The sequence below is a fragment of the Mesorhizobium sp. B2-1-3 genome (genome assembly GCF_006442495.1).
GTDB lineage: Bacteria > Pseudomonadota > Alphaproteobacteria > Rhizobiales > Rhizobiaceae > Mesorhizobium.
This window is the reverse complement of sequence record NZ_VFWL01000001.1, coordinates 335,758-360,638: the sequence shown is the minus strand read 5'-3', so window position 1 is coordinate 360,638 and position 24,881 is coordinate 335,758. Positions and strand designations below refer to the sequence as shown.

Here is a 24,881-nt window from a genome sequence, read left to right as displayed (position 1 = left end):
CAGGACTGTCGGCGGTCGCCGTCGCGACTTATGCCGGCTCAGCTTTCGGGTTGGGCGGCACGGCAGGCTTGAGGCGCACGCCCCGGCCGCCGCGCTCACTGGGCTGATTCTCGCCGATCAGCTCCACCCCGGCCTCGTCGAGGGCCTGGATGACCTTCATCAGCGTATCGACCACACCCCTGACCACGCCGTCGCTCGCTTCCATGCGCTGGATGGTGGGAAGCGAAACGCCGGCGCGCTCGGCGAGCGTCTTCTGATCGATGCCGGCCAGCGCCCTCGCGGCGCGCATCTGCGCGGCAGTGATCATCGGCCGGGATCCCCGTCTGAGTCTGCGGATATGATGTATAATACGATCATTATGATGTTTCAAGCATCAGGATGTACGCTTGAGCCTTGATCATCATCGCTATCGAGCATTTTTCGGATACTTCCCGAACATTGAGAGCTATGGTGTTCCATCTGGGGCAGGGGATAACGCGGTTGACCATTTTCAAGACATTGACGACATCGGCATGCCTGGTATCGGTGGTCCTTCTGCTAACGGGCTGCGGACACTTGATCAACCGGCTGATCTGACCGCTTCCCGGTCGAGCGTCGTCAGACGTCGTCACGCACCACCCTGCGCCGTTGCAGGACCCTTGCCGCCAACCAGCACAGCATGGCCCAGGCAAAGCCCGCGCACCAGCCGGCCAGCACGTCCGACGGCCAGTGGACGCCGAGATAGATGCGGCTGATGCCGACCAGCACCGTCGTCAGCACGGCGAGCGCCAGAACATAGATCTTCGTCGTCCGGCCCTGCAGGAAGCGCGCCGCAAGCGAGCCCAATGTGAGATAGGTCACCGCCGAAAGCATCGCGTGGCCGCTCGGGAAGGAAAGCGAGGTCTCGTTGACCAGATGCGAGACGAGTTCGGGCCGCGGCCGGTCGACGCCGAGCTTCAGCAGGCTCGACAGCATCTGGCCGCCCGCCACGGCGACGAAGATGAGAAGCGCGGTCCCGGGCCTGCGGATCAACAGCAGATAGATGATCGTCGCCGCCGTGATCAGCACCAGCACGCTGGTGCTGCCGAGGCTGGTGATGTCGCGCATCGCCCCTTCCATCCATGGCGGGCCGATCGGGATACCGGGTTGGCCGGCCTGGCGGAAGGCAAGCATGATTTCAGCGTCGAAGGCGTGCGGCGTGGTGGCCCGTGCCACCTCCATCAACTCCACGAAGCCCCACAGGCCGGCGGCGACGACAAGGCCGGCCAGCAGCACCGGGAATTCGACCCGGCTCAGCAGAGCCTTTGCCGCAGTCTTCATCGAACCTCGTTTCGCAACCATGGTTTGCCGGTCATCGCCCTTGCACATAGGGCCCGAGCGTGATCAGCGCCACGGCGGCAATCGCCAGCACGATGCCGGCCGCTTGCAGCGTATTGATGCGCTCGCCGAAGAATATCAGCGCCACCAGATTGACCGATACCAGCTGGATGACGGCCGACAGGCTGAACGACACCGACATGCCGAACTCGCGAATCAGCCGCAGCATGATCAGGTTGCCCAGCGAATAGAGCGCAAGCGTCAGCACGATCTTGCCCAGGCTGGGCGCCATCCCCCATTGCTTGGCGGCCGCCGCCGCCAGCAGAAAGATCACGGTCGAAAGACCGAGCTGAAGTAACCCCGAAAAACTCACCCTGCCCTCGATATTGATGCCGGTCGTCCGTGCCTTGTTTCGCAAGCGCGTCGGGACGTCAAGCAGCTGCCGTGGGACCAGGCTCTTGTGTCGGCAGGACCGAAGCGCCAAAGTCGCGGCCACTACCCTGCCCCTGCGGGTGGGGGCGAGGAGCGTGGCGTGCGATTTCTCGAAACCTTGTCGCGGCGCTGGAACGGGCTTACGCTGGCGCTGCAGTTCATCATTGCCGGCGGCTTCGGGCTGCTTGCGGTGATGCTGGTGGTCGGCTTCTGGGTCACCGCGCAAATCCGCGAAAGCGTGCTCCACAATTCGGCGGCCACGACTGCCCTTTATGTCGACAGTGTGATCGCTCCGCTGCTCCCCGATCTGCGCACGAACCATCAGCTCGATGACGCCGTCAAACGGGCGCTTGACGAGACCCTCGGCCAAGGCGCGCTCGGCAAACGGCTGTTTTCCTTCAAGTTGTGGCGTCGGGACGGCACGGTGCTGTATTCGAAGGACACGGCCTTGATCGGCCGGCAGTTCGGCCCGAGCGCCAACCTGCGTGCCGCCTTCGCCGGGAATGTCGTCGCCGAGTTCAACGAGCTAGGCGACGAGGACGACAAGGAGGAGAGGGCCGCGGGCGTGCCGCTGCTGGAAATCTACAATCCAGTCCGCGAACCCTGGTCGGGCGAGGTGGTCGCCGTCACCGAATTCTACGAGATCGCCGACGATTTCCAGGCGGCTCTGGCTTCCGCCTTGCTGTCGAGCTGGCTGATCGTGGCCGGCGCCACGCTGACGGCGCTGCTGCTGTTGTCGGGGATCGTCATACGTGGCAGCCGCACCATCGACAAGCAGCGCGGCGTTCTGCAGGGCCAGGTCTCCGAGCTGCAGGCGCTGGTTTCGCAAAACCGGGCGCTGCGCCTGCGCGTCCAGCAGGCGTCGCGCCGTGCCACGGCGCTCAATGAACGATACCTGCGTCGCATCGGTGCCGACCTTCATGACGGGCCGGCCCAGCTCGTCGCGCTGGCGGCGCTGCGTGTGGATAGCCCCGCCATTTCCGGCGAGGGTGCCTCCAGCGACAGCCGCAACGCCGAGATCGCCATGATCCGCATGGCGCTGGACGACGCGATGCGTGAAATCCGCGGCATCTGCAACGGACTTGTCCTGCCGCAGATAGAAACGGCCGCGACCGGCGACATTCTGCGTCTTGCCGTCGACGAGCATCAACGCAGGACCCGCAGTTCCGTGGCGCTGACCCTATCCAGGCAGTTGCCCGAACTGGGCGCTTCGGAGAAGATCAGCATCTATCGCTTCGTCCAGGAGGGGCTGAACAACGCCTACCGTCATGGGCAGGGCAAGGATCAGGAGGTGAAGGCCGGGATGACAGGCGGCAAGTTCTTCGTTGAAGTGTCGGATGGCGGGCCCGGATTCGACCCGAGGCGGGCCGAAGGCCTGGGGCTCGCCGGCATCAGGGAGCGTATCGAAAGCATTGGTGGCCAGTTCGAGACCACGACCGGGCCGCAGGGAACACGATTGATGATTACGCTAGCCGTCGAGGATCAACCATGATCGGTACCATCCGTGTCGCCATTGTCGACGACCACCCTCTGTTTCGCGAAGGCGTTACCCGCAGCCTGTCGGAGATCGGCGGCTTCGAAATGGTGGCCCAGGGCGCCACGGCGCAGGATGCCGAACGCATCGCCTCGACTTTGCAGCCCGACATACTGCTGCTCGACATCAGCATGCCGGGTGACGGCCTTGCGTCGGTGGCCGGCATACTGGGTGCCAATCCCGGACAGAAGATCGTCATGCTGACGGTCTCGGAGGCCAATGCCGACGTGGCGCGGGCGCTGAATGCCGGTGTGCGCGGCTATGTGCTGAAGGGGGTCGGCTCGCGCATGCTGGCCGAAATCCTCCATGGTGTCGCGGCCGGCGAGACCTATGTGTCGCCGACCCTGTCGGCTCGCCTGCTTTCGGACCTGCAATCGCTGCAGCCGGCCAACGGCAGGACGGATCGCCTGCGTCAGCTCACCGGACGCGAGGCCGAGATCCTGCAGCTGGTGGCGGAAGGGCTGAGCAACAAGGAAGTGGCGCTGCGGCTGGCACTGCAGGAAAAAACGGTCAAGCATCACATGACCGGTGTGCTGTCCAAGCTCAACGTCCGCAATCGCACCGAGGCGGCGCTGCTGATGCGCGAAGCGCGGGATCGGGCCGGCAGCTGATCCTGGTCGGCCGCAAGGGATCCCCGGTTTGGGATAACGACACGCATAAATGAAAACCTGAAGCGCGGTGCAGCAGCGGAACGCTCCAGGGCAAAAAAGACGGCCCCTATACGGGGCCGGAGCGACAAGGTCACCTCCGCCGGGGGGCGGCGGAGGTGACACGTAAAGCGGGCGATGCCTATTGCCCGCTCTACAACCCCTTGAGGCGGCTTATATCCGCCGCCGTCGCAGGGCGCTCGACGATCGTGCGGCCCAGAGCGTCGGTCATTTTGAAGCGACCCTTCTCGATCTCTTCGCCGAAGCCGTTAGGGTGCTGCACCACGATCTTGTTGTCGTCTATTTCGACACGATCGCCGGTTGTTGCGTTCACATGCTTGCCGGAGCTGTTGGCACCCTTCCCCTTGCCGTTGTTGCCGGCGCCATTGTTCCCGTTGCCGCCAGCGTTGCCATTGTTGCCTCCGGCGTTGCCATTGTTGCCGCCGCCGTTATTTCCATTGCCGCCATTGCCCCCATTGCCGTTACCGCCACCACCGCCATTGCCGTTACCGCCACCACCGCCATTGCCGCTGTTCCCGCCAGGCTTGGCTTGGGCGCTGGACGCGACAATGCCTGCGGCGGAACCGTGAAAATCGAGGTGATAGGGGGCTATGGTCAGCGCCAGTGCCGGCACTGCTCTCAGGGCCAGCCAGCAACAATGAGCCATGATCGAGCTGCGCATCAGTCCCTCACTTGATCGGACCGGCAAAATTCAGAGGCCATCTCGTGCAGGTACGCGACCATCGGCGACATGGCGTGTTCGTGTAAGTGGCCCACGACCGATGCCGCGGCAATCCGGACCTTCGCCCGATCGGTTTAGGACCTTGGTCCGAGTTTCAAACCGGATGTGGCGCGAGGTTCGCGGTCAAGTTGGCGGGTGCACGAATGTCACGAAAGTGTGACCGATCGTCTATAAGGGGTCGAAACGCGTGACACGCTCCAGCCATCCAGCCAGAGGCAGACCCATGACCGACCATCGTTCGCCCGACGCCAGATTCCGCACCAGCCTGCTTGAGGAAAACGACGGTCCGGCGACCAACCCCACCGAAAACCGCACCATGGGCGAAATCATTGCCGAGCGGTTCTCCCGCCGCGCCTTCCTCAAGTGCTCGCTGGCCGTCTCGGCCATCGCCGCCACCGTCAGCCCGCTGGCGCTCGTGGCCGCCGACGATGCGCGTGCCGCCGAGGGTTCGGCTTTCTCGTTCGATGAACTCGAAGCCGGTATCGACGACAAGCACCACGTCGCGCCGGGCTACGATGCCGACGTGCTGTTGCGCTGGGGCGATCCGCTGTTTGCCGATTCGCCGGAGTTCGACCCGGCCAGACAGTCGGCTGAGGCCCAGGCAAGACAATTCGGCTACAACAACGACTATGTCGGCTATATCGGGATCGATGGCTCCGCGGAGCACGGCCTGCTGGTCGTCAACCACGAATACACCAATCCGCATCTGATGTTCCCGGGTATCGTCAAGATAGTCGAGAAGGACGGCAAGAAGGCGGCCGAACTCACGCCGCTCTCGAAGGAGCAGGTCGATGTCGAGATGGCGGCACATGGCGGCACCATCGTCGAGATCCGCAAGGAAGGCGGCAAGTGGCAGGTGGTGCGCGACGGCAAGTTGAACCGCCGCATCACCTCCAACACCGAAATGGCGCTGTCGGGCCCGGTCGCCGGCCATGACCGCGTCAAGACCAATGCCGACCCATCCGGCACCAAGGTCATCGGCACATTCAACAACTGCGCCGGCGGCGTCACGCCTTGGGGCACCTATGTCATGGCCGAGGAGAACATCCACGGCTATTTCTCCGGTGAACTGCCGGAAGGCCATAAGGAAGCCGCCAATTACAAGCGCCTCGGCATTCCGGAAGGCGCCTATGAATGGGGCGCGCATTACGATCGTTTCGACCTCGCCAAGGAGCCGAACGAGCCCAACCGTTTCGGCTGGATCGTCGAGGTCGACGTCAACGATCCGACATCCACGCCGAGGAAGCGCACCGCAATGGGCCGCTTCAAGCATGAAGGCGCCGAATCGATCGTCGCCAAGGATGGCCGCGTCGTCTTCTATCTCGGCGACGACGAGCGCTTCGAGTACGTCTACAAATTCGTCACCGCGGGCCGTTTCGATCCGGACGACCGCGCCGCCAACATGAACCTGCTCGACGACGGCACGCTGCATGTCGCCAAATTCGCTGCGGACGGTACGGTGGAATGGCTGCCGATCGTCTTCGGCCAGGGCCCGCTGACGGCCGAGAACGGCTTTGCCGGCCAGGCCGACGTGTTGATCGAGACGCGGCGTGCCGCCGACCTGCTCGGCGCCACCAAGATGGACCGTCCCGAGGACATCCAGCCCAATCGTGTCAACGGCAAGGTCTATGTCATGCTGACCAACAATTCCAAGCGCAAAGCCGACCAGGTCGACGCCGCCAACCCGCGCGCCGACAACGCTTTCGGCCACATCATCGAGATATCGGAAGATGGCGGCGATTTCGCCGGCACCAGGGGCAAATGGGAAGTGCTCCTGAAATGCGGCGATCCGGCGGTTGCCGATGTCGGCGCCACCTTCTCCACCGCCACCACGGCCAATGGCTGGTTCGGCATGCCCGACAATTGCGCGGTCGATTCAGCCGGGCGCCTGTGGGTCGCCACCGACGGCCAGGGCCCGAAGGCCACCGGCCGCACCGACGGCCTGTGGGCGGTCGACACCGAAGGGCCGGCGCGCGCGACGTCAAAACTGTTTTTCCGCGTGCCGATCGGCGCTGAAATGTGCGGGCCGCTGTTTGCGCCCGACGATCAGACCGCCTTCGTCGCCGTCCAGCATCCAGGCGACGGCGGCGAGGATTGGGAGGCGTTCGGCCGCCCGTCCTATTATGAGGATCCGTCGACGCGCTGGCCCGATTTCAAGCCGGACATGCCGGTGCGGCCGGCGGTCGTCGCCATTACCAGGCAAGGCGGCGGCAAGATCGCGATTTAGAGGGCAATTCCAGGAAAGTGGGGTTCCGTCCGACGCGTAAAACGAACCTCCAGCCCGGTTCAGCGGCCCGAATTGGCGATCCGCCGGGCAATCCGCTCGGCGATCGCCTTGGCCTGGATGGCGGCATTGGCGAAGCAGCCGCGGATGCTCGGCCGCATGCCGGTGAACCAGAGGCCAGGCAGTTTCGGATCCGCATCGCCGCCGTTGAAGACCGGAACGCCCTTGCCGTCGAGCACGCCGAGATTGCCGACCATCTGCTCAAGCCCGGTGCGGTAGCCCGTCGCGGCAATGACGATGTCGGGATCGATCAGGCTGCCATTGGCCAGGATGACGCCGTCGCGGGTGAATTCTCGCACCCCCGGCACGACGGTGATCCTGCCCGCGCGGATGGCGTCGATCGCGCCCTCGTCGGCGGCGATCGCTGTGTAGTCGGTGGTCAGGCGGCTGGCGCCGCCCACCGGTGCCGGCGGCACGCCGAATTTCGTCAGGTCGCCGAAAACCAGGCGCTGCGTCAAGGCGATCACCGCATCGGCGACCCGCAAAGGCAACCGCGCCATCAGCGGCGACAGCCGGTGCACGGCAATCTTGCCGATGCGCTTGGGCAGGACCGACGGACCGTTGCGGGCCGACAGCCACAGCGAGGCGGTGCTTGCCTGCGCCAGGTGGTTGAGCGCGTCTATACCCGAGTTGCCGGCGCCGACGACCAGCACCTTCTTGCCGGCATAGTCCTTCGCGTCGCCGAAATCCGCCGAATGGATGATGCGGCCGGCGAAATCCCGCATTCCTTTCCAGTCGGGGATGAACGGCTGTCTGTCGCGGCCGGTGGCGATCACGACGTGGCGCGCCAGGCGCATCCCGGCGCTGGTCTCTATCGCCCAGTGGTCGCCCCTGAACAGGACCGCCTCGACGGCGACGCCGAGCTCCACCGGCAGCCGGTTCGCCTCGCTGAAATCGTTCAGATAGCGGATGACGGCGGTTCTGTGGGGGAAGGCGAGCGTGCCCTTCGGATAGGCAAGGCCGGGAAGTGCCGAAAGGTCGCGGTGAGTATTGAGGCGCAGCTGCTGGTGACGCCGATGCCATGGCTCGGCCAACCGGCTCTCCTTTTCCAGGATCGCCGTCGCCACGCCGGCCTTGACCAGCGCCTGCGCTGCCGCGAGACCGGCGGCGCCGGCGCCGATGACGATCGCCGGTTCGATAGTTACCGTCTGGTGCGCTGCCGGTCTGATTGTCGTATCTGCCATTCGCTCACGAACCCCATTCCACCCTTGTGGCGCTTCCGCCGACACCGGCAGAACGCCCTCCCGCGCATGATCCATACAGCAGATCGGCCCCGGATTTCGAGGCCATGCGCCGCACCGCGGTTGCGTCCTATATGGCATATACGCGAGATCGGCGATAATCAGGTCGCGGCAATGTGATTGATTCGAGATCCGGGGGCTGGCGGATCTCTGTTACCGGTACAGGAATCCGAAGTCCTCGAAACGCTTTTTTCGGCTTCCTGTGCAAAATCAAGGCGCCACGGCGTATAGCGTACCCGGGTGCGCGCCGCAGATGCACGCGGAATCTCGACCCATGCCCTCCTTGCGGATCTATCTCGACAAAATCCTCGAGCGTGCCTCGCCAAAGGTCGAGCGCCAGGCGTTCACCCATGCCGAACGGCTGGCGCTGGTGCGCCGCCACGGCGACTTCTCACTCGCCTACTCCTCCGCCGTGCAAGGCAGGCTCTCCTATTTCGGCGACGCCGACGGTTACATCGCCTTCGGCACCAAGATGAAGCATCATTTCGCGCTCGGCGACCCGGTCGCCGATCCGGCCCATCGGGCCGACTATATCAGGCGCTTCGTCGAGACCGCCGGCAGCCCCTGGTTCGTGCAGATCGGCGAACAGTCGGCGCGGGTGCTGGCCGGGCTCGGCTACAAGGTCAACCGGCTGGGCATCGACACCCGTCTGCCGCTGCCCGAACACGATTTTTCCGGCAAGCGCAACGAAACCGTGCGCTACTCCGAGCGCTGGCTGTTGAAGAAGGGCTTTTCGTTCGCCGAGGACAAGCGGACGATCTTTCTCGACGAGATCTCTCGGCTTTCGGCGAACTGGCGCGGCGACCGCATCGTCAAGCGTTGGGAAATGGGCTTCCTCAACCGGCACTTCGCCGATCATGTGGGCGTCGACATGCGCCGCTTCGTGCTGCACGGCCCCGATGGCGAACTGGTCGCCCTGCTCGACTTCGATCCGCTGTTTCGCGGCGGCAAGGTCATCGGCTACACCACAGCCTTCAAGCGCAAGCACATCGACGCCTCGCCGCATGCGGAGGTCGGCCTGACCAAATTCGCCGTCGACCGCTTTCGCGAGGAAGGCATTTCGGTCGTCACGCTCGGGCTGTCGCCGCTGGTCGACGTCGGCCCCAGCGGATTCGCCGAAAGCGATTTCTGGCGCAACGCCTTCCAGCGCGCCTATGATTCGCCCTGGGTCAACCGCCGCCGCTTCAACCTGCAGGGGCAGGCGGCGTTCAAGCGTCGTTTCCACGGCATCGAGGAGCCGGTCTACGTCGCCTTCCGTAAGGGAACCTATGTCGAGATGCTGGGCCTGCTGCGGCTGGTGAAGGCGATCTAGCTCTGACCGCGGCTCAGCGTGGCTTCGCCCCTCAATTCCTCAGCCGGTAGCCGGTCCTGAATATCCAGGCGACGGTCGCCACGCAGATCAGCAGAAAAACCACGGTCATGCCGAGGCTGATGCCGACCGAAACGTCCGATTTTCCGAAAAAGCTCCAGCGGAAGCCGCTGATCAGATAGACGACCGGATTGAACAGCGTCACCGTGCGCCAGGCGCCCGGCAGCATGTTGATGGAATAGAAGCTGCCACCGAGGAAGGTCAGCGGCGTGATGATCAGCAGCGGCACCAGTTGCAACTGCTCGAAGCTCCTGGCCCAGATTCCGATGATGAAGCCGAACAGGCTGAAGGTCACCGCCGTCAGCACCAGGAAGGCCAGCATCCAGAACGGATGCTGGATCGAGAGCGGCACGAACAGCGAGGCCGTCGCCAGAATGATCAGGCCGAGGATGATCGACTTGGTGGCGGCGCCCCCGACATAGGCGAGGACGATCTCGAGATAGGAGACCGGAGCCGACAACAGCTCGTAGATCGAGCCGACGAATTTCGGGAAGTAGATGGCGAAGGAGGCGTTGGAGATCGACTGCGTCAAAAGCGACAGCATGATCAGCCCGGGCACGATGAAGGCGCCGTAGCTGATGCCGTCGATCTCGGTGATGCGCGAACCGATGGCCGAGCCGAAGACGACGAAATACAGCGACGTCGACAGCACGGGCGAGACGATGCTCTGCAAAACGGTGCGCAGCGCGCGCGCCATCTCCACCCGGTAGATCGCCCATACCGCGCGCAGGTTCATGGCTCTTGCCTCAGAAGATTGACGAAGATCTCCTCCAGCGAACTGTTCTGCGTGTCCAGGTCGCGGAACTGGATGTCGGCGGCCTCGAGATCGCGGATCAGCGACGCCACGCCCGGCCGGTCGCTCTGGTTGTCATAGGTGTAGGTGATCTGCCCGCCATCCGGCGACAAGTCCAGGGCGTAGTGCGAGAAGGCGTCCGGAATGGCGCCGAGCGGGCTGCGCAGTTCCATCACCAGGCGCTTGCGGCCGAGCTTGCGCATCAGTTCGGCCTTGCCCTCGACCAGGATGATCTCGCCGCGGTTGATGACGCCGACGCGGTCGGCCATCGCCTCGGCTTCCTCGATATAGTGGGTGGTGAGAATGATGGTGACGCCGTCCTCGCGCAGCCGCCGCACCATCGCCCACATGTCCTGGCGCAGTTCGACGTCGACGCCGGCCGTCGGCTCGTCGAGGAACAGCACGCGCGGTTCGTGCGACAGCGCCTTGGCGATCATCAGCCGCCGCTTCATGCCGCCCGAAAGCGTGATCGCCTTGGCGTCCTTCTTGTCCCACAGCGACAGGTCGCGCAGCACCTTCTCGACAAAGGCATGGTTTGCCGGCTTGCCGAACAGGCCGCGGCTGTAGTTGACCGTCGCCCAGACGCTCTCGAAGGCATCGATAGTCAGTTCCTGCGGCACCAGCCCGATCAGGCCGCGCGCGGCGCGATAGTCTCTGGTGATGTCGTGGCCATCCACCGTGACGCTGCCAGACGAACGGTTGACGATGCCGCAGACGATGGAGATCAGCGTCGTCTTGCCGGCGCCGTTGGGGCCAAGCAGCGCGAAAATCTCGCCGCGCTCGATGTCGAGATTGATTTCCTTCAGCGCCTTGAAGCCGGTGGCGTAGGTCTTGGTGACCCCGGAAATGGAGATGACAGGCTGCATGGCTGAAAACGGCTGCTTGAAAGAGGACCCCAGATATAGGACGAATGTCGCCGCATGCAACCGCAAGTCAATGCCGTTGCTGACAGTTCTCGACATTGCCGCCGCATGGCGCTGCGGCGTTCCGCCTCGCGGCGGGACGCCGCTTTGACCGGCCGGCCCTACAAGCCTATTCTCCGCTTATTAGAAGCAGCCGGAGCCCGCCATGGACCCGCTCATCCTTTCGCGCATTCAGTTCGGTGCGAATATTTCGTTTCATATTCTGTTTCCAGCCATCACCATCGCACTCGGCTGGGTGCTGCTTTTCTTCAAGCTCCGCTACAACGCGACCAATGATTCGGCCTGGATGCGCGCCTATTTCACCTGGGTGAAGGTGTTCGCATTGTCTTTCGCCATGGGCGTGGTTTCCGGCGTCACCATGAGCTTTCAGTTCGGCACCAACTGGCCGGGCTACATGGAAACGGTCGGCAACATCGCCGGGCCGCTGCTGGCCTACGAAATCCTCACCGCCTTTTTCCTCGAGGCAGCCTTCCTCGGCATCATGCTGTTCGGCTTCCGCCGCGTTTCCAACCGCATCCACACGCTGGCGACCGTGCTGGTGGCCGGCGGCACCACCGTGTCGGCCTTCTGGATCATCGCGCTGAACTCGTGGATGCAGACGCCGGTCGGCTTCGAGATGCGCGACGGCGTCGCCCACGCCGTCGACTGGTGGGCGATCCTCTTCAATCCCTCCATGCCCTACCGTCTCGTCCATATGCTGCTCGCCTCCGGGCTTACGGTATCGTTTCTCATCGCCGGCCTGTCGGCGCTGCGCTACCTCAAGGGCGACCGCTCGGAATCGATGTGGAAGGCGCTGCGCACCGGCGTCTTCACCGCCGCCATCCTCATTCCCATCCAGATCCTTGCCGGCGACCAGCACGGCCTGAACACGCTCGAGCACCAGCCGCAGAAAATCGCCGCCATGGAGGCCAACTGGAACACCGGCCCCAACGTGCCGCTGGTGCTGTTTGCCATTCCGGATGAAGCGGCCAGGGAAAACAGGTTCGAGGTGACCATTCCCAACGGGGCGAGCTGGATCCTGCGGCACAGTGCCAGGGGCGTGGTACCGGGACTCAACGACTATCCCGGCAACCATCCGCCCGTCTTCCCGGTGTTCTGGGGTTTTCGCGTCATGGTCGGCACCGGCCTGTTGATGCTCGCCGTCTCCTGGTCGGCCGCCTTCTTCCTCAAGCGCCGTCATAGCCTGCCGAGGCCGCTGGCGTTGCTCATGGTGCCGATGACCATCTCCGGTTGGGTGGCGACGCTCGCCGGCTGGTATACGACGGAGATCGGCCGCCAGCCCTGGCTGGTGACGGGCGTGCTGAGGACCGCCGACGCCGTCGGCCCGGTGGCCGGCGGCCATGTGGCGCTGACGCTGGCCGTCTATCTCGCTCTCTACGTGCTGTTGCTGATCGCCTATCTCGGCGTTCTGGTGCACCTGGCGCTGAAGGCGGCCAAGGACGGCGACACCTCGCCGCTGCCGGGCGTGCTCAACAAGCCGATGTCGCAGCCCGCGGCTGGCGAGTAGGAGACAGAGAAATGACCTATGACTGGCCGACCCTGCTCCCCCTCATCTTCGCCGGCCTGATGGGCCTCGCCATCCTGATCTATGTCATTCTCGACGGCTTCGATCTCGGCATCGGCATCCTGTTCGCGGCGGCCGAGGACGCCGAGCAGGACACCATGATCGCCGCCATCGGCCCGTTCTGGGATGCCAACGAGACCTGGCTGGTGCTGGCCGTCGGCCTTCTGCTGGTCGCCTTCCCGATGGCGCATGGTGTCATCGTCAGCGCGCTCTATATCCCGGTGTTCGTGCTTCTGGTCGGCCTCATCCTGCGCGGTGTCGCCTTCGACTTCCGCGCCAAGGTGGCGACCGAGCGCAAGCACCGCTGGAACCGCATCTTCTTTCTCGGCTCGCTCATCGCCTCGCTGGCTCAAGGCTACATGCTTGGCGTCTATGTGCTTGGTCTCGACTTCGGCCTGGGCGGCATGGCGTTCGGCGTGCTGGTGGCGTTCTGCCTGGCGGCGGCCTACGCCGCGATGGGGGCGGCCTGGGTCATCTACAAGGCCGAAGGCGACTTGCAGAAGAAGGCGGTGCGCTGGCTGCGCACTACATTGGTGCTGACCGCGCTCGGCATGGCCGCCGTGTCGCTGGCCACACCCTTCGCCAGCCCGCGCATCTTCGCCAAATGGTTCGTGCTGCCCGAAATGCTCTATCTGTCGCCGCTGCCGATCCTGTCGGCGCTGCTGTTCCTGTGGCTGTGGCGGCAGACCTTTCATCTGCCCAGGCCCGACGACCGCCATTCGCTGACGCCGTTCCTGACCTTGGCCGCCATATTCGCGCTGGGCTTCGCCGGGCTCGCCTGGTCGTTCTATCCGTTCGTGGTGCCCGACAGGCTGACCATCTGGCAGGCGGCTTCCGCACCCGAAAGCCTGGCCATCATCCTGGCCGGCACCGTGGTCGTGCTGCCGATCATCATCTTCTATTCCTTCTATGCCTACCGCGTGTTCGGCGGCAAGGCGAGGGACCTGACCTACGATTGAAGAGCCAGGCGACGGCGCGAAATCATCGCCTCCACCTGCCGCCTGTCGCCTGCCGGAAAGACAATATTCATCTTCACGCGGAATAACCTTCCGCGACATGCTGCGGCCTGATGGCAGCGGTCCGAGAAGAAGGGCAATGCAATGCGCGGTGTCCCGGTTGCCTCGATAGAACACGATCCGCAGGCGCGGCAGCGCTACGCAGTTTTCCCGGGAAAATCGCTACGCCGCTTTCCTGGAATTGCTCTGGTCCTGATCCGCCTGGTCACGCTGATCGCCGCGCTTGCGCTGGCCGGCCTGCTGCCTGTCATTCAGCCCGCTCATGCCCAGCAGACGGCCAACTGGGCCGGTGTCTGGGACACCAAATGGCGCGGCGGCGGCGCCCAGATCACCTTCGAGCAGGACGGCGCCGAGGTGAAGGGCGTCTATCCCCTGTATGGCGGCCGCATCGAAGCCAAGACCGAAGGCGAAAAGCTGTTCGGCCGCTGGTTCGAGGGCAGTCGCCAGGGCGAGTTCAGCTTCGTCATGGCGCCGGACGGCGCCAGCTTCATGGGCCGTTTCGAATCCGCCACCGCCGAATGGTGGACGGGCGTGCGCGTCGACGCCGCCGAGACCCTCAAGGTCGACCAGACCAGCCCGATGACGACGATGCGCTCATTCCTGCAGACCATGAACGAGAGCGGCGCCGACAATGTGCCGCGCGCCACCGGCGGCGGCATGGGCCTTGCCGCGCTGGCGGCCGGCCTCGTCGACGTCACGGAGGCCGATCGCGGCGGCCTCAACATGCCCGATTACACCAAGCTCCTGTTTTCGGTGATCGACAACGCCACCTTGCGCCTGTGGAACCTGCCGCATGATGCGATCCCCGGCGACGAGGTGACAGCCAGGCTGCAGCAATATGGCAGCAAGGTTTTCTTCGACGTCACCTTCCGCCGCAAGGCCGGCGAATGGTTCATCGTCGGGCCGCAGCTCGCCGTGCTGCAGGCCAAGCTCGCCGAGTTCCAGGCGGCGCGTGGCGAAGCCCCCGACATGGTCGACGATCCGGCCAAGCTCGCCTCGCCGCGCGACACGTTCAAGATGCTGCTCGGCGGCATCGCCGACCAGAATGGCGGTTCGACGCAAACGGCGCTCGACATGCGCGGTTACAATCCGGCGGTGCGGTCCGACGAGGCGGTTCTGCTCGAGAGCTATCTCAAGAAAGTCATCGACCGCATCGGCTACGTCTACTGGCAGGAAATTCCCGACGATCCCCAAAGCAACACGCCCTATGTGTATTTCGAGCACCCGGCCGGCAACATCGTCGTCGCTCCGGTGGGGACGGAGAAAGGCGGCAAGCTGTGGAAATTCACGCCGGAAACGCTGGCCAACATCCGCACGCTCTATGCCGATATCGAGGATGCGCCGGTGGCGCCGGAATTCACCGCCTTCGCCAGCAACGATCCCTTCTTCGCCACGAGGGGCCTTGCCCGTGAGATCAGCCCTGCCCTTTTGACCCGCGCCGGGCCGATCGAACGCTGGCAATGGCTGGGGCTCGGCATTGCCGTGCTTGCCGGCATCGCCTTCGGCTTCCTTGCCAACGCCGTCATCGTGTTCTTCGCCCGCCGCGGCAGGAGTTCGGGGCGGGCCGGCTTCTTCCGGGTCGTCGAATGGGCGGTGCGCTCGATCTTCCTCGGCCTATTCCTGCTGTTTGCGCTGCGGCCGCTCGGCTTGCCGCAGGTGATCGCGGCATCCGCCAAGGCGGCGGCCTGGAGCCTGATCCTGATCGGCGCGGTTCCCGTCGTCTGGCACCTGATCGGCAAGATCGCCGAGCGCTACCGCGCCACCTTCAACGTGCCCGGCTACCACGAGACGCTGATCTCGCTGCTGACCGGGGTGGCGCGCATCGCCGCCCTGGTGGTCGCCTTCCTGCTCCTGGCGGAGGTGCTGGCGATCCCCTATCAGGGCGTGCTGGCTGGCCTCGGCATTGGCGGCCTGGCGGTGGCGCTGGCGGCGCAGCCGACGCTGCAGAATTTTCTTTCCGGCCTGACGCTCTATGCCGACCGGCCGGTCAGCGTCGGTGACTTCTGCAAGTTCGGCAACCAGTCCGGCACCATCGAGCATATCGGCATGCGCTCGACCCGCATCCGCTCGGTCGACCGCACGGTGATCTCGGTGCCCAATTCCGACTTCGCCGGCATGCAGATCGAGAACTACGCCCATCGCGACCGCACCCGCTTCGCCACCACGCTGCAATTGCGCTACGAGACGACGCCCGACCAGCTGCGCTACACGCTGGCGGCGCTGCGCAAGCTCCTGATCGCTCATCCGCGCGTCATCGACGACCCGTGCCGCGTGCGCTTCGTCGGCTTCGGCCCCTATTCACTCGACATCGAGGTCTTCACCTACATCACGACCGCGGATGGCTCGGAGTTTCTCGCCATCCGCGAGGATATATTGCTGTCGATGATCGCGGTGATGGACGAGGCCGGCGCCCAGTTCGCATTCCCGGCGCAGCTGGAATACAGCGCCGCCGACCTGCCGCTCGACCAGGAAAAGCGCATCGCCGCGGAAAAGCGGGTCAGCGCCTGGCGCGAGGAGGAAAAACTGCCTTTCCCCGATTTCAGCCAGCTCGACAGGCTGGAGCTCAACGACAGCCTGCCCTATCCGCCGCCGGGCTCGGTGCAATACCGCGAAGCCCAGGCCGCCCCGGCCACGGTCGAAGCCAAGGCCTCGCTGGAGAAGGCGCGCTGGAGCCTGCCGTGGCGGAAGAGGGTGTAGCCTTCTTCGCAGGAGAGGCCGCGATCCCTCGCACCCCCTCTGGCCGGTAGGGCAGCAGGAGAGGCGCTTCCCGCCAGCGCCTCCGCTTCTGAACCTCAATTGCTGGCCGACAGCACCAGCACCGGCTTGTCGCTGTAAAGCTTCGGGAACAGCGTCTTCAAATTCGCCACCTTTGGCAGGTCGTTGTAGACGATGTAGGGATAGGTCGGGTTGAGCGTCAGGAAATCCTGGTGGTACTCCTCGGCCGGATAGAACGTCTTGCCGGTTTCGATCGTGGTGACGATGGGCTTGGAAAACAGCTTGGCCTTGTCGAGCTGGGCGATGTAGCTCTGCGCGATCTTCTTCTGCGTGTCGTTTTCGGCAAAAATCGTCGAGCGGTACTGCGTGCCGGAGTCGGGCCCCTGATAGTTGAGCTGGGTCGGATTGTGGGCGACCGAGAAATACACCTGCAGCAGCTGGCCATAGGTGATCTTGGAGGGATCGTAGGTGATCTCGACGGATTCGGCATGGCCGGTGCGGCCGGTGCCGACCGTCTCGTAGACGGCGTCGTCCTTGGCGCCGCCGGTATAGCCCGAGACCGCCTTGGTGACGCCCTTGACGTGCTGGAACACGCCCTGCACGCCCCAGAAGCAGCCGCCGGCGAACACTGCCGTCTCGCTGCCGCCCGCGGCCTTTTCATCCAGCGCCGGCGGCGGGATCACCACGGCGTCTTCCGCCGAAACCGCTGGGGTGAGCCAGAAGGCGGCGCCCGCGACGGCGAGCGCGAAAGCTGCGAGCGCGCCGCGGACGAAGCCGCTCGAACGGTTCTTGATGTCGGTCATGGTTGCACTCCTCATGGCTTGCATAGGGTCCAGTCTATTGAATTAGCGGAGCCGGCGCGATGCGCGAGTTGCGGCGGAGGCTCACATTCTCGTGCGGCCCCAGCGGGTGCGTAACTCTCCGCCGCGGCTTGACCTAGTTGGCAGGCTTCATCGCATCCGTCGCCGGCTTCATCGCGTCAGCCGCCGGCTTCATGGCGTCCGCCGGTTTCATCGCATCGGCGGCGGGCTTCATGGCATTGGTGGCCATCGGGTCGGCCGGCTTCATCGCATCGGTTGCCGGTTTCATCGCGTCGGCGGCGGGTTTCATGGCGTTGGTGGCCTCGTCGGCCCGGGCGATGCCGCCGGCCAGCAATGCCGTCGAGCACAAAGCGAGCGCAAGCGCCGGCAGCGTCAGGCGGGAAAGAACGGTCATGATGGTCTCCTTGGTTGGGTGGCGCGCCCTCGCGGCGGCCGGCTGTTGCGGCGCCGCAGGCGCGGCGTTGCGCAATTTCTGATCGGGCATGGTCTCTCCCCGCAACCGGGAAGTTCCCGGAGGTAAGCTAATCGGCGGCGGCGGCCAGGATCGGCCCGCCGCCGGGCGATTGCACCAGCACTGCGGTGCTGAGGCCGTTGGCGGCCGCCGGCACGTCGAGCGTCGTGGCCTCTCCGGTCCAGCTGCCGAGCTTTTTCAGCGCATGCACGACATTGCCGTGCGGCAAGGTGCGGCCGGTGTTCTCGCCGCGCGCCACGGGCACCTCGACGACGCCCCTGGCATAGCGCACCAGCCAGATGTCGGCTTTGCCGCCCGGCACGCTCCCCGCGCCGATGCTGGCCTTGCCGCCATCGAGCGACAGCGACGGTCCCTTGATGCGTCCGCTCGCCGCAATCAGCCGTTCGATCTCGCCGGGCGCGGCGCCGACCGCGTCGGCATGGCCGTTGACCACCACCTGCGGCGTGAACGGCCCGTCACGGCCGAGCGGCGGCTCGTAGCTCACCTGGCGCTGCGTGAACTCCTGCCGGCCGAAAATGTCCTTCCAGCCGAGATAGTCCCAGTAGGTGACATTGAAGGACAGCGCCAGCACGCCGGGCTGGTCCTTGACCTTGATCAGATTGGCATTGGCCGGCGGGCAGGACGAACAGCCCTGGCTGGTGAACAGCTCGACAATGGTAAGCGGCTGCGCCGCGGCCGCACCGAGCGACGCCGCGAGCGCAAGCGCGCCCAGGCTGGACACTGCGAGGAACCTGCTGCGTTTGGCTTGCGACATGGAATTGCTCCGTGGGCGACGGCGCCGAGATGCGCCGCTCATGTCCCCACTTCGCCGCCAATTATCGCTTCGTTACAGCGCTCACCGGTTTGTGATGAAGGTTGGTCGGGCTCCAAGAGGCCGGAGATTGGCAAAGGCCGTCGCGACAGCCGATCTCCCCCCTCGTGGGGGAGATGTCCGGCAGGACAGAGGGGGGCGTCGTAGAGCACCTACCTGGACGCGGTTCGACAGTCATTGTCGCGACGGCAGAGAGTAGGCGGCAGATCGGGAAAGTGGAGGACGAGTTCCGTGGACCTTGGCAAGGCCGGCGGGGCAGCGCCCCCCTCTGGCCTGCCGGCCATCTCCCCCTCGTGGGGGAGATCGGCAGCTTCGCCTCTACTGCGTCAGCACCGTTTGCGAGGGGCGCTGGTTGAAGTCGCATTTGCCCATCACGGTGTAGAAGAAGTCGGCGTTGACGACAGGCGCCGGCACGGCCGAGCCGCCGTCTTCCCAGGCCTGGTAGCCCGTCTGGCCGCACGGCACGGCGGTGAAGATATCGACGGTCTGGCCCGTGGCGATTTCGGGCATGTCGGTCGGGCTGGTGCCGATATAGAGCCGGTTCGAGGTGTTCGGGTCGTTCGACCTGAGCGTGGTCGGCTGGGCCGGTTTGGCCGTCGCGGCGGAAGGCACGTTCATCTCCAGATAGAGCTGGTCCATCTGGCTGACGTCGATGACCGCGCCGGTGCTGTTGGCCGGCGTGGTGGTGCAGACGGTCTGCCGCATGACGCCGTTGCCGTCGGTGCTGGTGATGGCGCCAGAGGGCGTGTTGTCGAAATTGGCGACCGTCGTGGTGTTGCACACCTGCTGCTGCACCTGGGTAGGCGTGGTGCCGCTCACGGTGGAGACGGTGGTGGTGCCATAGCCCTTGGGGTCGCCGCCCTTGTTGTAGACATAGCTGATCTGCATCAGCTTCTGCTTCGTGGTCGAGCCAAATCGCGTGCCGTAGAGATACATCGTCTTGTCCCACCAGCCCGACGCCTTCTCGATCTTGAAGGTGGTCTGCACCAGGGCCGCCGCCTTGTTGACCGCCGAGGTGACGCCGACCGGCACGGTGTCGATCCTGGCGATCTGCATGAAGTCGGTCGGCATGGCGAAGCTCGCCGAAGCCTGCGCCGTGGCGGTGCCGTTGGCCGCGATGGTGAAGCTCACCAGCGTGGCGGTGCCTTGCCCGCCATTGGCCGCGAAGATGTCCCGGAGCATCTGCTGGCGGGTCGCCAGCGTCGTCGTCTTCGGCAGCGTGGTGATGGCCAGCGTCGCCGCGTCGAGCGCCTGCTGCATGTTGGAGCGGGTCTGCACCGCCGATGTATAGTCGACCGAGAAGCCGACCACGGTGACCAGCGGCACCAGGCTGATGAAGAACAGCGGCATCATCGAGCCGCCGCGAGAGCGGGCGAACCTTCCTGCAAGCCCCGGCATTTCCTTACCCCAAAAACGGTTTACCTGCGGGGGAACTAACATGGGCCGGCAAACCGAGGTCTAAGAGGATCGTTCAAAGTTTAAGCATCCGGCCGCGCCCGCCCGCTGTTTTGGGCTTTTCCGCGCGGCTCACCGCTTTGTGATGACAGGGCGGCCCTTGCGCCGCAAGCCTTGCCGCAGCAAGCCGCCCCTGCTAAAGCGCGCGGCATGAGCACGCCCCTCGACCACATCAGGAATTTCTCCATCGTCGCCCATATCGACCATGGCAAATCCACCCTTGCCGACCGCCTGATCCAGCTCACCGGCGGGCTGGAGCTGCGCGACATGAAGGAGCAGGTGCTGGACTCGATGGACATCGAGCGCGAGCGCGGCATCACCATCAAGGCGCAGACGGTGCGGCTGAAATACCGCGCCAACAATGGCGAGGACTATATCCTCAACCTCATCGACACGCCCGGCCATGTCGACTTCGCCTATGAAGTGTCGCGCTCGCTGGCCGCCTGCGAAGGCTCGCTGCTGGTGGTCGACGCCAGCCAGGGCGTCGAGGCGCAGACGCTCGCCAATGTCTACCAGGCCATCGACAACAACCACGAGATCGTCGTGGTGCTGAACAAGGTCGACCTGCCGGCCGCCGAGCCCGAGCGCATCCGCGAGCAGGTCGAGGAGGTGATCGGCATCGACGCCTCCAACGCCGTGCTGATCTCGGCCAAGACCGGGCTCGGCATTCCCGATGTGCTGGAGGCCATCGTCCACCAATTGCCGCCGCCGCGCGAAGGCGACGCGAGCGCGCCCTTGAAGGCGATGCTGGTCGACAGCTGGTACGACGCCTATCTCGGCGTCATCGTTTTGGTGCGCGTCATCGACGGCGTGCTGAAAAAGGGCCAGACCATCCGCATGATGGGCACCGGCGCCAAATACCTGGTCGAGCGCACCGGCGTGTTCACGCCCGCCCGCATCAATGTCGAGGAGCTCGGCCCCGGCGAGTTCGGCTTCTTCACCGGCTCGATCAAGGAAGTGGCCGACACACGCGTCGGCGACACCATCACCGAGGACAAGCGCCAGACCGCACATGCGCTCCCCGGCTTCAAGCCGGCGCAGCCGGTGGTGTTCTGCGGCCTGTTCCCGGTCGACGCCGCCGATTTCGAGGACCTGCGCGCCGCGGTCGGCAAATTGCGCCTCAACGACGCCTCCTTCTCCTATGAAATGGAAACCAGTGCCGCGCTCGGCTTCGGCTATCGCTGCGGCTTCCTTGGCTTGCTGCATCTCGAAATCATCCAGGAGCGGCTGGAGCGCGAGTTCAACCTCGACCTGATCGCCACGGCGCCATCGGTCGTCTATCGGCTGCTGCTCAATGACGGCTCGGTGAAGGAACTGCACAACCCGGCCGACATGCCCGACGTGGTGAAGATCTCGGCCATCGAGGAGCCGTGGATCCGCGCCACCATCCTCACCCCCGACGACTATCTCGGCGGCATATTGAAACTCTGCCAGGACCGGCGCGGCATCCAGGCCGACCTCTCCTATGTCGGCAAGCGCGCCATGCTGACCTACGACCTGCCGCTCAACGAAGTCGTCTTCGATTTCTACGACCGGCTGAAGTCGATCTCCAAGGGCTATGCCTCGTTCGACTATCACCTCACCGACTACCGCGAAGGCGACCTGGTGAAGATGTCGATCCTGGTCAACGAGGAGCCGGTCGACGCGCTCTCCATGCTGGTCCACCGCACCGCGGCGGAAAAGCGCGGCCGCCAGATGTGCGAGAAGCTCAAGGAACTGATCCCGCACCATCTGTTCAAGATCCCGATCCAGGCCGCGATCGGCGGCAAGGTCATCGCCCGCGAAACCATCTCCGCCCTGCGCAAGGACGTCACCGCCAAATGCTACGGCGGCGACGTGAGCCGCAAGCGCAAGCTGCTGGACAAGCAGAAAGAAGGCAAGAAGCGGATGCGCCAGTTCGGCAAGGTCGATATCCCGCAGGAGGCGTTCATCCAGGCGCTGAAGATGGGGGATTAGGACCTGGAACTTAAGGCTCGGAAATGGATACTTTGGTGTAAAGTCCCTTCTTAGCTCGCGGCCATCCCTTCCCAAACACGACCCGAAACAAGGCGTCAGTGGCTTCTAGTATGGAAATTAGGTGACGCTCAGCCTCGCTTACTTGTATGCTGGTCGGACGTTTGGGGTGCATAATAGAGTTGCGGTAGGTAATCGCGCTAGAAATCTTGGGCCACCACTGCTGAGTTTTGTCGAACGGCTTCCCTGTGAACAGCCAGAAGATAAACTGAATCCTATCCTCTATCGATCTGTATTTAGTCGATTCCATTTTGGGCTCGCCGTCTTTTAGCTTTAGATCTTTTTCGAGCATAATTGACCGCTCAAAAACGTTGAATTTTTCATTATTATCAAAATGCTCGAATATATACGTCAAAGCGCCTTCTAGAAAAGAAAAGGCTAGTGTGACAGAGGCTTCAATATTAGTTTGAATAGCATCGTTTGAGCCAGATAATTTTGCCGCATCTAGAAACGCTTTCGCGTACTCGAACCGCCTATTCAGATCTGTTGTAAGAGCGATACTTGACATCTCACATAGCGCTCTTTTTTGCCTCGGCATCGAGGAGAGCTTGCTTTGCGTGGTAAGCGGCTATGGCTGCATCAATCATAGGGGTGGTGATACCGCCGCCCTTTTCCGCATGGAGCCAAAATAGCTCAACGAACCGACCCCGTTCCTTGGCGTCGGTTCTATAACCCAATCCTCTATATGACTCGCTGTCCGTCTGATGCTTTCCCTTCACGAGCAAAGAAGCTCGCAAGGGATCCGGTTTGCCATTAGCTTTGAGATCAAAATGACGATTTAGACGCACTGCATTCTTGTGAAGTAAGCCTGCGACATACGACCAGGCTGACAGGATGGCGTCGTTCAGTGCTTTCTCAGCAAAATCCGGGTTAGATACCTTCTTACCCCCTTTGCTAAAGGCATCTCGCTGTTTTTCCACCAGGGCTCTAAACTCTTTAGCCGCAGTCAATAGCGCCGAGTCCGACCATAGCTCGGGATAGCCCTTTTTTGTGTTATCCCAATCACTAACGGACCTAACACCGGATTTTGGCACGACTGGAGTCGTATCTATGGCCGAGAAGTTTTCAGCTGCCCTTTCGTACCCCAGATAATAGTCTATGATAAACGTACGGGCCATTTTTACGGAGAACGGGCTTCCTCTTTTCCTTTTGTCGGCGAAATCCTCTCCATCTTCGAGAAATCCTACCGCCTGGCACCAAGAGCGTAACTCGGCACCGGCCATCGTCTCATACATTCTATCTAGAAGATCCTTTGAGACTTCAATATTTGTGTTAGATATGGTCTGGGCGTCGAGCCTCTGCTCTTTATCTAAACCAAAATACACTTTTATTCCATGATGTTTATCAGCGGATGCAGCTGCCTGCTTGAGGGCAGAAAATCGGTGTTGTCTCCCAATGATCTTTAACGGCAATTGATCGCCCTTAACATATTCACAAACTATGTTACTGAATGAACGGCCATTCATAGCATCGAGCATCATTTGCTGATAGGCACCATGATCCACCACTATTTCTCGATTTGCCCGGTAATCCGGAGATCCTTCTGGATCAAGAGGAGTGTCGGGTGTTGTGAATTTTATTAAGGAGCTGGCTGAAACATGGCACTCTAAAAACGCAGCGCCGTTCCTATCGTCCCTAAAGACAAGCAGTGCATCTTCTGCCGGATTAAGTTGCTTAGCGAATTCTTCAACGTCGTTAACTAGCGGATCAATATCGTCTGGCCAATTAGGACCAAACACGCGGACTTCGGTCATCCCCCACCCTTTTCCCTGAAATGCTTGGCCGAAGGAGTACATTCGGCGATCGTCGAAGATTGGAGACTAATCGAGAGTTCTCATGATGAATAGCGCAAATCTGACTTGGTAAGTTTTGGGAAAACTGAACTTGGCTGAGGACAAATGGTCTTGGGGAGAGGTCAGAAGAATAGCTGCACGCGGCGGGGCGAAGTTGTCGCAGATTTCCCCTTTCAATCGACAACGGGGCAGCGGCCATCTGCTTCAGCGCGCTAACCCGCACTTTGAGAACCCGCCGCCCTGACGTATCGCCTCTAGCGACTTGGGGGATATCTCAAATGCGTTCCATTCCGGACACCGTCGCTACGATCGGCCTCGCCATCGGCGGCGCCTTTGGCCTCGCCGGTATCCTTCGTCGCGAGCGCTCCGCTGCGCGAAACGCTCCGGACGATCGACGGCGCGGCGCTGGTGGTGGCGACCGCGCTGCTCACGATGAAATATCAGCGGCTGGGCAATGACTGCGTAGCCGCGGGCTTCCTGAGCTTCCTCGCCGGCGAGACCCTGCTGCTGGCCGGCAATGCGGCGGGGCTGGAGGCCAGCGTGCCCTCCTATTTCGGCGGCATCTCGCTTTGGGCGGCAGCGCTGCTCATGATCGGCGGAGCCCAGCACGTTTGCGCTCTGGATGCGGCTCACCGCGCTTGGGGCCCGCTTCAATTTCAGGCGTCGGCGCCGCCCCTCATCTGGCTGCCGCCATCTTCTCCCCGTAAACGGGGCGAAGGACGCTGTCGTCACCGATTTCGCGAATCGCGAACGTTGCAGAAAAAGCGCCAGCGTTGCGGCCAGCTTTCCTTCTCCCCTTGTGGGAGAAGGTGGATCGGCGCGCAGCGCCGAGACGGTAGAGGGGTGTTCCAGCGGAGTGAGGCGGTGGTGAATCTGCTTTGATTCGGTGATTGTCGACGCCCGCGCCTAGCTGGAGCACCTCTGTGGCCCGGCGAAGCCGGGACGGAGAGGGGGCAGCGC

Annotated in this window: 22 protein-coding genes; 9 read left to right on the top strand and 13 right to left on the bottom strand. The window is 63.4% G+C overall.

Annotated features, from left to right (window positions below; all coding sequences use genetic code 11):
• Positions 1-28: 28 nt before the first annotated feature.
• The 3 genes from FJ973_RS01830 to FJ973_RS01820 form a co-directional block, all read right to left on the bottom strand.
• A complete protein-coding gene (locus FJ973_RS01830; RefSeq protein WP_140491757.1) occupies positions 29-307 on the bottom strand; it encodes a helix-turn-helix transcriptional regulator in 279 nt (92 codons plus the stop codon).
• 290 nt (positions 308-597) lie between these two features.
• Positions 598-1,299: a phosphatase PAP2 family protein gene (locus tag FJ973_RS01825; protein ID WP_140514147.1), complete on the bottom strand. Its 702-nt coding sequence runs from the start codon at positions 1,297-1,299 to the stop codon at positions 598-600.
• 31 nt (positions 1,300-1,330) lie between these two features.
• A complete protein-coding gene (locus FJ973_RS01820; RefSeq protein WP_140493450.1) occupies positions 1,331-1,669 on the bottom strand; it encodes a hypothetical protein in 339 nt (112 codons plus the stop codon).
• A gap of 159 nt (positions 1,670-1,828) precedes the next feature.
• On the opposite strand from FJ973_RS01820, the gene FJ973_RS01815 reads away from it, so the two are divergent.
• Together FJ973_RS01815 and FJ973_RS01810 are read left to right on the top strand one after the other, a co-directional pair.
• Positions 1,829-3,220, top strand: coding sequence for a sensor histidine kinase (locus FJ973_RS01815; RefSeq protein WP_140491753.1), 1,392 nt, complete (start codon positions 1,829-1,831; stop codon positions 3,218-3,220).
• The gene (locus FJ973_RS01810) at positions 3,217-3,873 is read left to right on the top strand and encodes a response regulator transcription factor (protein WP_140491751.1); all 657 of its coding nucleotides are present in this window, start codon (positions 3,217-3,219) and stop codon (positions 3,871-3,873) included. Before FJ973_RS01815 ends, FJ973_RS01810 begins: the two co-directional genes overlap by 4 nt.
• Before the next feature lie 190 nt (positions 3,874-4,063).
• On the opposite strand, the gene FJ973_RS30730 is transcribed toward FJ973_RS01810, so the two are convergent.
• Positions 4,064-4,543, bottom strand: coding sequence for a hypothetical protein (locus FJ973_RS30730; protein ID WP_348642391.1), 480 nt, complete (start codon positions 4,541-4,543; stop codon positions 4,064-4,066).
• Positions 4,544-4,874: 331 nt separating this feature from the next.
• Here FJ973_RS30730 and FJ973_RS01795 point away from each other — a divergent pair, with 331 nt between their 5' ends.
• Entirely contained in the window at positions 4,875-6,878 is a 2,004-nt protein-coding gene (locus tag FJ973_RS01795) for a PhoX family phosphatase (RefSeq protein ID WP_140554704.1), read from the top strand.
• Between the two features lie 59 nt (positions 6,879-6,937).
• Here FJ973_RS01795 and FJ973_RS01790 read toward each other — a convergent pair whose 3' ends face one another.
• The gene (locus FJ973_RS01790; RefSeq protein WP_140524391.1) at positions 6,938-8,119 is read right to left on the bottom strand and encodes an NAD(P)/FAD-dependent oxidoreductase; all 1,182 of its coding nucleotides are present in this window, start codon (positions 8,117-8,119) and stop codon (positions 6,938-6,940) included.
• Between the two features lie 331 nt (positions 8,120-8,450).
• Here FJ973_RS01790 and FJ973_RS01785 point away from each other — a divergent pair, with 331 nt between their 5' ends.
• Entirely contained in the window at positions 8,451-9,488 is a 1,038-nt protein-coding gene (locus tag FJ973_RS01785) for a phosphatidylglycerol lysyltransferase domain-containing protein (protein WP_140491743.1), read from the top strand.
• A 31-nt stretch (positions 9,489-9,519) separates the two neighbouring features.
• Here FJ973_RS01785 and FJ973_RS01780 read toward each other — a convergent pair whose 3' ends face one another.
• The gene (locus tag FJ973_RS01780) at positions 9,520-10,281 is read right to left on the bottom strand and encodes an ABC transporter permease (RefSeq protein WP_140491741.1); all 762 of its coding nucleotides are present in this window, start codon (positions 10,279-10,281) and stop codon (positions 9,520-9,522) included.
• A complete protein-coding gene (locus FJ973_RS01775; RefSeq protein WP_140554703.1) occupies positions 10,278-11,204 on the bottom strand; it encodes an ABC transporter ATP-binding protein in 927 nt (308 codons plus the stop codon). Before FJ973_RS01775 ends, FJ973_RS01780 begins: the two co-directional genes overlap by 4 nt.
• A 202-nt stretch (positions 11,205-11,406) precedes the next feature.
• Between FJ973_RS01775 and FJ973_RS01770 the strand changes: the two genes are divergently transcribed.
• The 3 genes from FJ973_RS01770 (at position 11,407) to FJ973_RS01760 (ending at position 16,538) form a co-directional block, all read left to right on the top strand.
• Positions 11,407-12,768: a cytochrome ubiquinol oxidase subunit I gene (locus tag FJ973_RS01770; RefSeq protein WP_140524387.1), complete on the top strand. Its 1,362-nt coding sequence runs from the start codon at positions 11,407-11,409 to the stop codon at positions 12,766-12,768.
• A gap of 11 nt (positions 12,769-12,779) precedes the next feature.
• Complete coding sequence (locus tag FJ973_RS01765) at positions 12,780-13,784, top strand: cytochrome d ubiquinol oxidase subunit II (protein ID WP_140554702.1); 1,005 nt, start codon at positions 12,780-12,782, stop codon at positions 13,782-13,784.
• Positions 13,785-13,925: 141 nt separating this feature from the next.
• Positions 13,926-16,538, top strand: coding sequence for a mechanosensitive ion channel family protein (locus FJ973_RS01760; protein WP_140554701.1), 2,613 nt, complete (start codon positions 13,926-13,928; stop codon positions 16,536-16,538).
• A 95-nt stretch (positions 16,539-16,633) separates the two neighbouring features.
• On the opposite strand, the gene msrA is transcribed toward FJ973_RS01760, so the two are convergent.
• From msrA to FJ973_RS01735, 4 genes are all read right to left on the bottom strand, one after another.
• Positions 16,634-17,359 carry a peptide-methionine (S)-S-oxide reductase MsrA gene (gene msrA / locus FJ973_RS01755; protein WP_140554700.1) on the bottom strand — a complete coding sequence of 242 codons (726 nt, stop codon included), beginning with the start codon at positions 17,357-17,359 and terminating at the stop codon, positions 16,634-16,636.
• A 133-nt stretch (positions 17,360-17,492) separates the two neighbouring features.
• Complete coding sequence (locus tag FJ973_RS01750; RefSeq protein WP_140524380.1) at positions 17,493-17,771, bottom strand: hypothetical protein; 279 nt, start codon at positions 17,769-17,771, stop codon at positions 17,493-17,495.
• A gap of 127 nt (positions 17,772-17,898) precedes the next feature.
• Entirely contained in the window at positions 17,899-18,603 is a 705-nt protein-coding gene (locus FJ973_RS01745; protein ID WP_140554699.1) for a DUF1223 domain-containing protein, read from the bottom strand.
• 375 nt (positions 18,604-18,978) lie between these two features.
• Positions 18,979-20,058, bottom strand: coding sequence for a TadE/TadG family type IV pilus assembly protein (locus FJ973_RS01735; RefSeq protein ID WP_140554697.1), 1,080 nt, complete (start codon positions 20,056-20,058; stop codon positions 18,979-18,981).
• A 207-nt stretch (positions 20,059-20,265) separates the two neighbouring features.
• Here FJ973_RS01735 and lepA point away from each other — a divergent pair, with 207 nt between their 5' ends.
• Positions 20,266-22,071, top strand: coding sequence for a translation elongation factor 4 (gene lepA, locus FJ973_RS01730; RefSeq protein WP_140554696.1), 1,806 nt, complete (start codon positions 20,266-20,268; stop codon positions 22,069-22,071).
• 10 nt (positions 22,072-22,081) lie between these two features.
• Here lepA and FJ973_RS01725 read toward each other — a convergent pair whose 3' ends face one another.
• Both FJ973_RS01725 and FJ973_RS01720 read right to left on the bottom strand, forming a co-directional pair.
• Positions 22,082-22,636, bottom strand: coding sequence for a hypothetical protein (locus tag FJ973_RS01725; RefSeq protein WP_140554695.1), 555 nt, complete (start codon positions 22,634-22,636; stop codon positions 22,082-22,084).
• Between the two features lies 1 nt (position 22,637).
• A complete protein-coding gene (locus FJ973_RS01720; RefSeq protein ID WP_246675813.1) occupies positions 22,638-23,882 on the bottom strand; it encodes a hypothetical protein in 1,245 nt (414 codons plus the stop codon).
• Between the two features lie 372 nt (positions 23,883-24,254).
• Here FJ973_RS01720 and FJ973_RS31185 point away from each other — a divergent pair, with 372 nt between their 5' ends.
• On the top strand, positions 24,255-24,803 hold the full coding sequence (locus FJ973_RS31185) for a hypothetical protein (RefSeq protein WP_246675812.1): 549 nt from the start codon (positions 24,255-24,257) through the stop codon (positions 24,801-24,803).
• Positions 24,804-24,881 lie beyond the last annotated feature (78 nt).